General features: G+C 71.0%; 11 protein-coding genes. 5 read left to right on the top strand and 6 right to left on the bottom strand.

Annotated features, from left to right (window positions below; genetic code table 11):
• Nucleotides 1-48: 48 nt before the first annotated feature.
• Entirely contained in the window at nt 49-1128 is a 1080-nt protein-coding gene (locus KAK07_RS11695; RefSeq protein WP_210860887.1) for a DUF748 domain-containing protein, read from the bottom strand.
• A 52-nt stretch (nt 1129-1180) separates the two neighbouring features.
• On the opposite strand from KAK07_RS11695, the gene KAK07_RS11700 reads away from it, so the two are divergent.
• Nucleotides 1181-2011 carry a DUF429 domain-containing protein gene (locus KAK07_RS11700; RefSeq protein WP_210860890.1) on the top strand — a complete coding sequence of 277 codons (831 nt, stop codon included), beginning with the start codon at nt 1181-1183 and terminating at the stop codon, nt 2009-2011.
• Here KAK07_RS11700 and KAK07_RS11705 read toward each other — a convergent pair whose 3' ends face one another.
• From KAK07_RS11705 to KAK07_RS11715, 3 genes are read right to left on the bottom strand one after another with little or no spacing between them, the layout of a single operon-like run.
• Nucleotides 2012-2338 (bottom strand): hypothetical protein, encoded by a 327-nt coding sequence (locus tag KAK07_RS11705; RefSeq protein WP_210860891.1) that lies wholly within the window; start codon nt 2336-2338, stop codon nt 2012-2014.
• 46 nt (nt 2339-2384) lie between these two features.
• A complete protein-coding gene (gene fahA, locus KAK07_RS11710; protein ID WP_210860893.1) occupies nt 2385-3692 on the bottom strand; it encodes a fumarylacetoacetase in 1308 nt (435 codons plus the stop codon).
• A 5-nt stretch (nt 3693-3697) separates the two neighbouring features.
• Nucleotides 3698-4663, bottom strand: a complete 966-nt coding sequence (locus KAK07_RS11715) for an MBL fold metallo-hydrolase (RefSeq protein ID WP_210860895.1) — start codon at nt 4661-4663, stop codon at nt 3698-3700.
• Between the two features lie 122 nt (nt 4664-4785).
• On the opposite strand from KAK07_RS11715, the gene KAK07_RS11720 reads away from it, so the two are divergent.
• Both KAK07_RS11720 and KAK07_RS25765 read left to right on the top strand, forming a co-directional pair.
• Nucleotides 4786-5574, top strand: coding sequence for an IclR family transcriptional regulator (locus KAK07_RS11720; RefSeq protein WP_210860897.1), 789 nt, complete (start codon nt 4786-4788; stop codon nt 5572-5574).
• A 108-nt stretch (nt 5575-5682) separates the two neighbouring features.
• On the top strand, nt 5683-7227 hold the full coding sequence (locus KAK07_RS25765; protein WP_210857103.1) for a methyl-accepting chemotaxis protein: 1545 nt from the start codon (nt 5683-5685) through the stop codon (nt 7225-7227).
• Nucleotides 7228-7324: 97 nt separating this feature from the next.
• Here the strand turns inward: KAK07_RS25765 and KAK07_RS11730 are convergent, their stop codons facing one another.
• Nucleotides 7325-8083 (bottom strand): SapC family protein, encoded by a 759-nt coding sequence (locus tag KAK07_RS11730; protein ID WP_210857104.1) that lies wholly within the window; start codon nt 8081-8083, stop codon nt 7325-7327.
• Nucleotides 8080-9390 carry a hemolysin family protein gene (locus tag KAK07_RS11735; protein WP_210860899.1) on the bottom strand — a complete coding sequence of 437 codons (1311 nt, stop codon included), beginning with the start codon at nt 9388-9390 and terminating at the stop codon, nt 8080-8082. The genes KAK07_RS11730 and KAK07_RS11735 overlap by 4 nt, the downstream gene beginning before the upstream one ends.
• 71 nt (nt 9391-9461) lie before the next feature.
• On the opposite strand from KAK07_RS11735, the gene KAK07_RS11740 reads away from it, so the two are divergent.
• Nucleotides 9462-10283, top strand: coding sequence for a symmetrical bis(5'-nucleosyl)-tetraphosphatase (locus tag KAK07_RS11740; RefSeq protein WP_210860901.1), 822 nt, complete (start codon nt 9462-9464; stop codon nt 10281-10283).
• Between the two features lie 92 nt (nt 10284-10375).
• Complete coding sequence (locus tag KAK07_RS25770; protein WP_210860903.1) at nt 10376-11581, top strand: GGDEF domain-containing protein; 1206 nt, start codon at nt 10376-10378, stop codon at nt 11579-11581.
• The last annotated feature ends 184 nt before the right edge of the window (nt 11582-11765 follow it).

The following is an 11765-nucleotide window of genomic DNA, read 5'->3' on the forward strand; positions in this document are numbered from 1 at the left end:
GCCAAAGCCCTGCTTCGCCCCGCGCCGCCGGGGTCTATGCCGGCGGCGTCAGCGGCCGAACAGGCCCTTGATCACGTTGCCCACGCCTTCCACCACCCCGCCCAGGCTCACGCCCACCGCCTCGGCCACGCCGGTGGCAAAGCGCTGGGCCAGGCTGTCGTTGATCGAGAAGGCGGGGTCGTCCAGCCGGCCCTGCAGCGTGAAGTCCAGCGTGATGCGGCCCTGGTTGCGCAGCGCCGCCACCGCGGCCTGGCGCGACAGGCTGCCCAGCCGGCCCAGCAGGCCGGAGCCGTCGGCCAGCTCCAGCCCGGTCAGCACCATCCGGCCCGGCGCCTTCAGCCGCTGACCGCGCACGCTGGCCTGAACCTGCAGGTCCAGCCGGCCCTGGCGGATCCCGCCGTCGTTCACCTTCAGCAGGTAGGGCTGCAGCGCCCGCATGTCGATGCCGGTGAGCGCCGCCGCCAGCTCGGCCTCGCGCGTGGCCGGGGTGAGCTGGCCGCGCACCGCCACCTGGCCGTCGTGCGCCGGACCCTTCAGCGTGGCCGACAGGTCCACATCCATCGCCCGGTCCAGCCCGGGCAGGACCAGCGTGTCCAGTGTGGCGTTCAGGTCGGCCAGGCGGATGCGGTGCGGCCGCGGCAGCGCCAGGCTGGCATCGAAGAGGTCCACCTGCACGCCGCGCAGCACGATGTGGTCGATCAGCACCGCGGGCGCAGGGGTGGTGGCGCTGGCAGCCGGCGCGGCGGCGCGCGCGCCGGTTTCCAGCATCGAGGGCAGCACGCGCAAGCGCCCGTCGCGGGTGCGCAGCAGCACGATGCGGGCATCTTCGACGACGATGCGCTGCACCCGCCAGGCGCCGCTGAAGGCACTGGCCAGGTCGGGGCGCACGGTCACCAGGCCGGCGTGCAGTTCCTCATCGGCTGGCCAGCCGGGCGCCGCCGCCACATGCAGCTCGCGCACCCGCAGACCGGTCCAGCCCACCTCGATGGCCCCCACCGTGGCGCGCGGGCCCAGGGCTTCGCGCAGGCCAGCCTCCAGGCGCTGCAGCGCCACGCGGTAGGCGGCGAACAGGCCCAGCAACAGGGCACCGAGCAGGGCCAGGACGATCAACACACGGGAGCGGGTCATCCCGGCATTGTCGCCACGCCGGCCGGTCCCGGCAGCGAGAATGCGCGCCACCATGCCCCACCCTGCCCCGCCCACCGACCGGCTGCTGCTGGGCGTCGACTTCTCCAGCGCGCCCCGCGCCGCCAAGCCCATCGTCGCGGCCTGGGGCCGGCGGGTGGGCGCGGTGGTCCGGCTCGACACGATCGAGACGCTGCCGCGCCTGGACGATTTCAGCGCCCTGCTTCAGCGCCCCGGCCCCTGGGCGGGCGCGTTCGACCTGCCCTTCGGCCTGCCGCGCGAGCTGGTGCTGGCGCTGGGCTGGCCCACCGACTGGGCGGCGCTGATGCGCCACTACGCGGCGCTCTCGCGCGAGGAGATCCGCGCCACCTTCCAGGCCTTCTGCGATGCCCGACCGGCCGGTGGCAAGTTCGCCCACCGCGCCTGCGATGTGCCAGCGGGCTCCTCGCCCAGCATGAAGTGGGTCAATCCGCCGGTGGCCTACATGCTGCATGCCGGCGTGCCGCGGCTGATCGAGGCCGGGGTGGACCTGCCCGGCCTGCACGCGGGCGACCCGGCGCGCGTGGCGCTGGAGGCCTACCCCGGCCTGCTGGCGCGCGAGCTGATCGGCGCGCGCTCGTACAAGAGCGATGAGCGCGCGAAACAGACGCCCGAGCGCCTGATCGCCCGCAAAGACCTGCTGGCCGCGCTGGAGCAGGGCCGCAGCCGGCTGGGCCTGCGCCTGAAACTGAGCCCGGCCCAGCACGAAGCCCTGGCCGAGGACGCCAGCGGCGACCGGCTGGACGCGGTGCTGTGCCTGCTGCAGGCGGCCTGGGCCGTGGGCCAGCCGGGCTGGGGCCTGCCGGCGACGATGGATCCGCTGGAGGGCTGGATCCTCAGCGCCTGATCAGCGCAGCGCCACGTACAGGTAGTACGGCGGCGGGCCATCGGCGCCGACGACGCCGAAATGCGGGCTGTCGAAATCGTCGCGGTACCACTGTCGCAGGTCGCGCTCGGTTTCGCGCATCTGGGTCTCGGACGTGGTCTGGCCCAGCACCACCAGCTCGGTGAAGCCGGGCGCCAGGCGGTGGTAGAGCTCGACGCGGCCATCGACATCGGCGGTCAGACCGACCCGGAAGTCCGCGCGGTGATCGGGGCGCGCATGGATCGCGATGCGGCGGCGCAGGTCCAGGCCGGTGGGCCAAGCGGACTTCGGGTCTTGGCGGATCAGCATGCAGCATCCATGCAGGTCGGGACACCAATGATAGATCGCTGCGACCTCAGACCGCCGGCAATACCGTGCCCACGCAGGGCCCGAAACCGATACCTACCGCGCCCGCCGCGTCGCAGCGGCCGACCAGGGCGATCGCGTCACCATCCTGCAGGAAGCGGCGCGTCTCGCCACCCGGCAGCGTCAGCGGCTGCTTGCCGCCCTGGCTGAGTTCCAGCAGCGAACCACCCTGCTCCGGCTGCGGACCGCTCTGCGTGCCGCTGCCCAGCAGGTCGCCGGGCTGCAGGTTGCAGCCGTTGGCGCTGTGGTGGGCCAGCATCTGGGCCACGGTCCAGTAGGCGTCGCGGAAGTCGCTGCTTGAGAGCGTGGCAAAGCCCTGACCGGCAGCGCGCATCTGCGCGGTCTGTATCTGCACCTGCAGTTGCACCGCCACGCCGCCCTGGCGGCGGTTGGCGGGCGAGTCAAGGTAGGGCAGCGGCTGCGGGTCGTCCGCCGGGTGGGCGAAGGGCACGCGAAACGGCGCCAGCGCCTCCTGCGTGACGATCCAGGGCGAAATCGTGGTGGCGAAGTTCTTGGCCAGGAAGGGGCCCAGCGGCTGGTACTCCCAGGCCTGCACGTCGCGCGCCGACCAGTCATTGAGCAGGCACAGACCGAACCAGTCGGCCTCGGCCCGTTCCATGTCCATCGGCTCGCCCAGCGCGTTGCCGGCACCGACGAACACGCCCAGCTCCAGCTCATAGTCCAGGCGCTGGCAGGGGCCGTACTCGGGCACCGCGGCGTCCGGTGCCTTGAACTGACCCTTGGGGCGGCGGAACTGCTGGCCGCTGACGCCGATCGACGAGACCCGGCCGTGGTAGCCGATCGGCACCCACTTGTAGTTGGGCAGCAGCGGGTTGTCCGGGCGGAACAGCTTGCCCACCGTGGTGGCGTGGTGGATGCCGGTGTAGAAGTCGGTGTAGTCGCCGATCTGGCAGGGCAGCGCCATCTCGGCGGCGGATTGCGCCACCAGGCACGGCGCCAGCGCAGCCTGCTGCGCACTGCCCTCGCGCAGCGCGGCGCTCAGCGCGGCACGCAGGCCCTTGCGGGCCGCTGGGCCTTGCGCCATGAGGGCGTTCAGGTCGCCCGCCGCCAAGGGCGCCAGCCAGGCCTGGGCCTCGGCGCTCCAGCCGCCCGCGGCCAGCGCCTGCTGCAGGTCCAGGATCTCGTCGCCGATGGCCACGCCCACGCGCAGCGGTTCGCTGCCGCCGGCACGTCGGAAACGCCCGAAGGGCAGGTTCTGGATCGGGAAGTCGGTGCCCGGCTGGTTGGCCGAGGGCACCCAGCTCTTCAGCGTGGGGGCGTGGGTGGCGTCCAGCATGGCGTTCAACCTTCCAGCGCCTTCCACATCTCGATGTCGCGCTCGGCGGTCCAGATGCGCGGGTCGGGGTACTGCGTGGCCTCGTCATAGGCACGGGTCACGTCGAAGGGCATGCAGTGGTTGAAGATCACCCAGTGGCCGTACTTGGGCTGCAGCGCCTTGAAGGTCTCTTCATACACGGCGCGCAAGGGCTTGCCGGCGGCAGCCCCGGCCTTCACGCTGGCGAAGAGTCCGGTGACGAAGGCCTCGGTGCCCTGCAGGCCGGCCTGCACCTGCTCCGGCGTGGCCAGCGCGGCGCCGCGGCCCGGCACCAGCTTCTCGGGTTTCAGCGCGGCGATGTTGCGCAGCGTCTGCGGCCAGTCCTGGAAGTAGGCGTCGCCGGCGTAGGGGGTGGCGTCGAACTCGACCAGGTCGCCCGAAAACAGCACCTTCTCCTGCGGCAGCCAGGCCACCGTGTCGCCCTTGGTGTGGCCGCGGCCCAGCTGCAGCAACTGCACTTCCAGCTTGCCCAGCCAGACGGTCATCTTGCCGGTGAAGGTCATGGTGGGCCAGGTCAGGCCCGGGGGCACGCTCTCGACGTTCTGGAACAGGCGCGGGAAACGGCCGATCTCGCTGGCCTTGTCCTGCTCGCCGCGCTGCACGATCAGGTCGTAGGTGTCCTGGCTGGCGATGATCTGCTCGCCGCCCTCGGCCATGTAGGCGCTGGCACCCAGCACGCGCACCGCGTGGTAGTGGCTCATCAGCACGTACTTGATGGGTTTGTCGGTGACGGTGCGGATGCGGCGGATCACGTCCTGCGCCATCACCGGCGTGGCCTGGGTGTCGATGACCATCACCGCGTCGTCGCCGATGATGATGCCGGTGTTGGGGTCGCCCTCGGCGGTGTAGGCCCAGGCGTGCTCGGACAACTGGACGAAGCTGACCTGCTTTTCTTCCAGGTCGGCGTGCGAGGCGAAGGTCTTGGTGCTCATGGCGGTGTTCCTGTGGCGGCGGCGCGAAAACGGCGGAGCCCGCCCTGCGGGTTCCACCCCTTGATCTTAGATTGGTTGTTCGATAATGTCTAATCGATTCGTTTCAGTATAAACCCGAGCCAATGAGCCTGCATGAACCCGGCGACGACGCCGAGCCCCGCGGTCCGCGGGGCATCCAGAGCATCGAGGTGGGCGGCCAGCTGCTGCTGGCGCTGGCCCATCACGGTCGCCCGCTGCCGCTGAAGGACCTGGCGCGCGGGGCCGGCATGGTGCCGGCCAAGGCCCACCCCTACCTGGTGAGCTTCCAGAAGGTGGGCCTGGTGGCGCAGGACGCGCCCAGCGGCCACTACGGCCTGGGCCCGCTGGCGCTGCAGATGGGCCTGATCGGCCTGCAGCAGTACGACCCGCTGCGCCTGGCCACCCCGCTGATCGAGGAACTCGCCGAGTCCCTGGGGCTGACGGTGGCGCTGGCGATGTGGGGCAACCGCGGCCCGACCATCGTGCGGGTGGCCGAGGCGGCCACGCCGGTGCACGTGACGATGCGCCACGGCACGGTGATGAGCCTGCGCGACACCGCCTCGGGCCGCCTGTTCGCGGCGCTGCTGCCGCCCGAGCGCCTGCGCGAGGCCCTGGGCGCCGGCCTGGACGAACTGGCCGCCGATGCGCCCTTCCAGCAGGCGATGGCAGACATCCGCGCCGGCCAGCCGGCCCGCGCCGAGGGCGACGCGGTGCCGGGCATCCACGCGCTGGCGGTGCCGGTGTTCGACAGCGGCGGGCGGCTGGTGCTGGGCCTGACCGTGGTCGGCCCGGGCGCCGCGATCGACCTGGGACCGCAAGGCGCCGTGGCCCACCGCATGCAGCAGGCCGCCCAGGCGCTGTCGCAACGCCTGGGATGGCGTGTCCGAGCCTGAAGTGGGCTCCTGTTCAGGGCCTGTTCGACGCATGGTGCGCCTGTCCCGACCGCGACACTTGCACAGCCCTGGCCCACCGCAGGGCGACACCTTGAAGGACACCCGCCCATGAAGACCCGCACCCTCTTGCTTTACTCTTTCGGTGCGCTCGCGGCCCTGGTGCTGATCACCGCCCTGCTGGGCCTGAGAACCGCGGCCAACACCAGCGACGCATTCGACCGCTATGTCCACGGACCGGCGGAGCGAATGGCTCTGGCCAACAAGGCGCTGGATGCCACCAACGCGCGCGCCATCGCAGCCCGCAACCTGGTACTGGTGACCGATCCTCAGCGTCTGCAGGCCGAGAAGCTGGCGGTCAACAAGGCGCACGCCGAGGTCCAGACCCAGCTGACCGAGTTGCGTAAACGCGCCGAACAGGCCACGGATCCCAAGGTCAGGCAGTTGGTCGATGCCATCCTGGCCATCGAAGCCAAGTACGGCCCTGTGGCCCTGGACATCGTGGCCAAGGCCACCAACGGCGAGCGCGACGCCGCCATCGCCAAGATGAATGCGGAATGCCAGCCCTTGCTGGACGCGCTGATGAAAGCCGGTGATGAGTACCTGGCCTACGCAGCGCAGCGCGGGGAACAAGACACCCAGCAGGCCCAGGACAGCTATGCGACGGCCCGGGCGATCCTGCTGTCGGCATTGCTGGTGGCCATCGCCACGGCGGTCGGCCTGGGCATCTTCATTCCCCGCAGGCTGATGCGCTCGCTGGGCGCCGAGCCGGACGTCCTGGGCAACGCCGCCCAGCGCATCGCCGAGGGCGACCTGAGCCCGATCGAGGGCGCCGGCGTGGCCCCGTCGGGCAGCGTGCTGGCCTCGATGGGGGCCATGCGCCAGAGCCTGGCGACGATCGTGTCCCAGGTCCGCAGCGGCAGCGACAGCGTGGCGACGGCCAGCAGCCAGATCGCCCAGGGCAACCAGGACCTGTCTGGCCGCACCGAGCAACAGGCCAGCGCACTGCAGCAGACCGCCTCGTCGATGGAGCAACTGGGCAGCACGGTCCGACAGAATGCCGAGAGCGCCCAGCAGGCCAACCAGTTGGCCCGCGCCGCGGCCGGCGTGGCCCAGCAGGGTGGAACCGTCGTCGGCGAAGTGGTCACGACGATGCAGAACATCAGCGAGTCCAGCCGCAAGATCGGTGACATCATCGGTGTCATCGACGGCATCGCCTTCCAGACCAACATCCTGGCGCTCAACGCCGCCGTCGAGGCTGCCCGCGCAGGCGAGCAGGGCCGTGGCTTCGCCGTGGTGGCAGGCGAGGTACGCAGCCTGGCCCAGCGCAGCGCCGAGGCAGCCAAGGAGATCAAGGGCCTGATCACCCGCAACGTGGAGCAGGTCGAGCAGGGAACGACCCTGGTGGGTCAGGCCGGCGAGACGATGGCGCAGATCGTCGGATCCATCCAGCGCGTCAGCGACATCGTCAGCGAGATCAGCTCCGCCTCTGCCGAGCAGAGCAGCGGCATCCAGCAGGTGGGTCTCGCGGTGGGTCAGATGGACCAGTCCACGCAGCAGAACGCCGCCCTGGTGGAGGAAAGCGCCGCCGCCGCCGAGAGCCTCAGGAAACAGGCTCAGCAGCTGGTGGAAGCGGTCTCGGTCTTCAAGGTGTAGACCGGGCGCTTCAGCCACCTCTGGCCGCTTCGCAGCGGCCTGCCGCACCCAGCAGGCCGCCCAGGCGCTGTCGCAGCGCCTGGGATACCGCGCCTGATCAGGCGGCGGCGGGCGCCTTGGCCAGACGGCGCTCGATCAGCGCGCGCATGTTGCCCAGCGACACCTGGTGCGTCATCAGCACGGCGGCCAGGCCGCCGCGGTGCAGCTCCAGCACCTCGGCGTCGCCCAGCGCCGCCATCTTCTCCTCATCCACCGCCAGGAAGCCGTCCACCACCAGCGGCTGGCCGTCGGGCAGCGTGGCATCGAAACGCTTCTCCTGCAGCAGGCCCAGCTCCAGCAGGCGTTCGCCGGCCTTGCGGGTGCGTTCGATCTCGGCCTCGACGCGCTCGACGAACTCGCGCACGGTGTTCATGTAGGGTGTGGGTTCGCCCTGGTCATCGAACAGGCGCTCGCCCTCGGTCTCGGAAAAGCCCTTCCAGCTGCGATCGATCGCCACCGCCCATTGGTCGGGCTGGGTGCGGGCCATCGTGAACGGGTAGGCGCGCAGCACGGCCGGCACGTAGCGGCCGGTCCAGCGCTCGCTGCCGTCGTGGGTGGTTTCCATCATCAGGTTCTCGCCCGGGCTCAGGCCCATCACCGCCACCGCGGCCACCTGCGGCTTGCCGTCCAGCTCGCCGGCGCGCAGGAACAGGATCGGGTACTCCTTGCAGGCATCGGCGAACTCCGCCACGGTCAGGAACATCGCGTTGAGCTGCTTGGCGACCACCAGGTTGTTGAGGTCATTGCGCAGGCGCAGATGGCGATGCAGGCTGCGGTCCAGCAGCTGGGGTTGCTTGTGCAGGTCAGGATTGATCATGGCTCTTGTCTCTCGTCTTCAGGGTCGTGCAGGCGGCTGGCCAGCACCTTGTCCACGCGCTTGCCGTCCAGGTCCACCACCTCGAAACGCCAGCCACTCCACTCGACGACGTCGGCGGTGCGGGGCAGGCGCCCGAGCAGCAGCATGACCATGCCGGCCAGGGTGTTGTAGCGCCCGCGGTCTTCCTCGGGCAGTTCCTTGATGTTCAACCGGTCCTTCAGCTCGGGCACCGGGATCAGGCCGTCGACCAGCCAGCTGCCGTCCTCGCGCTGCACGGCCCAGGCGTCTTCGTCGGTGGGCATGCCGAACTCGCCGGTGATGGCCTCGAGCACGTCGCGCACGGTGATCACGCCCTGCACCGCGCCGTACTCGTCCACCACGAACACCAGCTCGGCGCCGCTGGTCTTGAAGTGCTCCAGCAGCTCCATGCCCGACAGCGTCTCGGGCACGAACACCGGTGGCGCCAGGTGATCGCTCACGGCGCCCAGGCGGCCTTCGGCCAGCGGGCGCAGCAGGCTGTGCGCCGCCACCACGCCGATCACATCGTCCAGGCCGCCGCGGCACACCGGATAGCGTGAGTGCTCGGCCTCGGTGACGATGCGCAGCACCTCGGTCACCGGAGCGTCGGCATCGATCCAGTCGATCTCGGCGCGCGGAATCATCATCGAGCCGATCTGGCGGTCGTCCAGGCGGAACACGTTGCGCACCATCTGGTGCTCCTGCGCCTCGATCACGCCGGCGTCCAGGCCCTCTTCCAGCTGGGCGGCGATCTCCTCTTCGGTGACGCTGCGGCTGGGGCCGCCGCGGATGCCGATCAGGCGCAGCACCGCCTCGGTGGTCACGCTCAGCAGCGCCACCAGCGGCCGCGTGGCCGAGGACAGCCACATCATGGCGGGGGCCACCAGGCGGGCCACGGTCTCGGGGTACATCTGGCCCAGGCGCTTGGGCACCAGTTCGCCGAAGATGATGCTCAGGATGGTGATGATCATCACCACCAGCGCGGTGGCGGTCACCGCCGAGGTGCGCTCGCCCAGGCTGAAGGTGGCACGCAGCCAGTCGGCCAGCGGCCCCGAGAACGCCGCCTCGCCGACGATGCCGTTGAGCACGCCGATCGAGGTGATGCCAATCTGCACCGTGGACAGGAAACGCGTGGGGTTGTCATGCAGCGTGATCGCCGCCTGCGCGCCGCTCTCGCCCGACTCCAGCATCACCTGCAGGCGCGCCTTGCGGCTGGCCGACAAGGCCATTTCCGACATCGCGAACACACCGTTGATCAGGATCAGCAGGACAAGAAGTGCAACGTCCATGGAACGCGGCGGACCACCCGAGGCGCCGCCGCTGAAAGAAAAGGACCCGCGAGCGTAGCAGAATCCGCGCCATGCATTACCTGATCGGCGACCTGCAAGGCTGCCACGACGCCTTCGACCAGCTGCTGGCCGAGATCGGGTTCAGCCCCTCGCGCGACCACCTGCACGTGCTGGGCGACCTGGTCAACCGCGGCCCCGACTCGCTGGCGGTGCTGCGGCGCCTGCGCGGCTTCGGTGCCAGCGCCACCTGCCTGCTGGGCAACCACGACCTGCACCTGCTGGCCGTGGCCGCGGGCGTGCGCCGGCCGCACCGCAAGGACACGCTGGACGCGCTGCTGGCCGACGACGAGCGCGAGGCCTGGCTGGCCTGGCTGCGCCAGTGCCGCCTGGCCGACAGCGCCTGCGGCTGGCTGACCGTGCATGCCGGCGTGCTGCCGCAGTGGAACAGCGCCCGCACGCTGGCGCTGGCGCGCGAGGTGGAGGCGATGATCCGCGGCCCGCAGTTCCCCGATTTCCTGCGCGTGATGTACGGCAACGAGCCGCCCCGCTGGGACGACACGCTGGGCGGCTTCGACCGCTGGCGCTTCATCATCAATGTGCTCACCCGCATCCGTTTCTGCAGCGCCGACGGTCTGATGGAGTTCGACACCAAGGACAGCGCCGAACAGGCGCCACCCGGCTTCGCCCCGTGGTTCAGCCATGCGGGCCGCGCCAGCGTCGGCGAGCCGATCGCCTTCGGCCACTGGTCGACGCTGGGCCTGATCAACCGGCCCGACCTGCTGGCGCTGGACACCGGCTGCGTCTGGGGCGGCGCGCTCAGCGCGGTGCGGGTGGACGGCGGGCGGCGCGAGGTGGTGCAGGTGCACTGTCGCCAGGCCCAGGCCCCCGGCTGAGGCGCCCTCGCACACCCACAGGCGATCTCAAGTCAGGGCGGCACCGGCCGATATCCGGTCGAGCCGCCCCCGCGGCGCCAACGCCTTCGCCTGTGTTTCCCGACCTGCCCGGCCCCCCGCTCGACACCCGCACGCTGCTGTTCGCCACGGCCATGGTGAGCTTCGTGATGGCCGCCTTCACCGCCAGCGTCGCGCGCTCGATGCCCGAGCAGGCGCGCGGTCTGCGCCTGTGGACACTGGCCAACAGCGCCGCCGGCGTGGCCTTTCTGATGTATTTCCTGCGCGGCCACATCCCCTTCGGCCTGTCCTTCGTGGGCGCCAACGTGGCGGTCACCGCTGTCCCGGCGCTGTTCCTGCATGCCCAGGCCCGGCTGCTGGACGCGCCGCCACGCCGACAATTGAGCCGCTGGGCCGTGGGCCTGGCCACCGTGAGCGTGCTGCCCGCCCTGTTCGACCCGCACCTGGGCTGGCTGGCGGCCGTGGTGGTTTCCGGCGCGATCGCGACGCTGGCAGGCGCCATCGCCCACCTGATGTGGACCGATCCGCAGGCCCGCACCCTGGCGTCCTCGCGCTTTGTGGGTTTGGCGGCCGCATCGGCGGCCGCGGCCGTGGCCTGGCGGGCCGGCAGCAGCGCCTGGCGCGCGCTGCAGGGCATGAGCTACGACATCCATGCCACCGCCCCCGCGCACACGGTGTCGCTGCTGCTGGGCGGGCTGTTCCTGGTGGCCGCCTCGGTCAGCTTCATGTCCACGGTGCACGAACTCAGCCGCCGCGCGATCTCGGAGCGTGCCCGCCGCGACGGCCTGACCGGCGTGCTCACCCGCACCGCCTTCTACGAGGAGGCCCGCCAGCGCCTGGCCGCCCAGCCGGGGGCGCGCTACGCGGTGGCGATGATCGACGTCGACCATTTCAAGCGCATCAACGACGGCCACGGCCACGCCGCCGGCGACCAGGCCATCGTGCACCTGGCCCGCGAGGTCAGTGCCAACGCCCGGGTCGGTGACCTGGTCGGCCGCTACGGGGGCGAGGAGTTCATCGTGCTGCTCGACGGCGCCGACCTGGCCGCCGCCCACCGTTTCGGCCAGCGCCTGGTGGATTCGGTGCGCCAGACCAGCGTGCGCCTGCCCAACGGCCTGTCGCTGAGCTGCACCGTTTCGGCCGGCGTCGCCGAAGGCCTGCCTACGCGCACGGCGGGCAGCCAGGACCTGGAGCAGACGATCGCGCTGGCCGACGCCGCGCTCTACATCGCCAAGGCCCAGGGCCGCGACCGGGTGCACAGCGCCCTGGAGGCGACCTAGTGTGCTGTCCCGCAGATAACTGCCCTATGGATTCGTTCAGATGGTGATGATCGTGCGTTCGCCGCAACGGGCCCATACCTGGCGGTATGCGCCCGTTGCGGCGGGCGCGCGAGGGCGCCATCTGAATGAACCCCTGCGGGGCGGGTCGAAACGGGGCGATCCGGGCGTTGCCCAACCGGGCAGA

Source organism: Ideonella alba (genome assembly GCF_018069875.1).
GTDB lineage: Bacteria > Pseudomonadota > Gammaproteobacteria > Burkholderiales > Burkholderiaceae_C > Ideonella > Ideonella alba.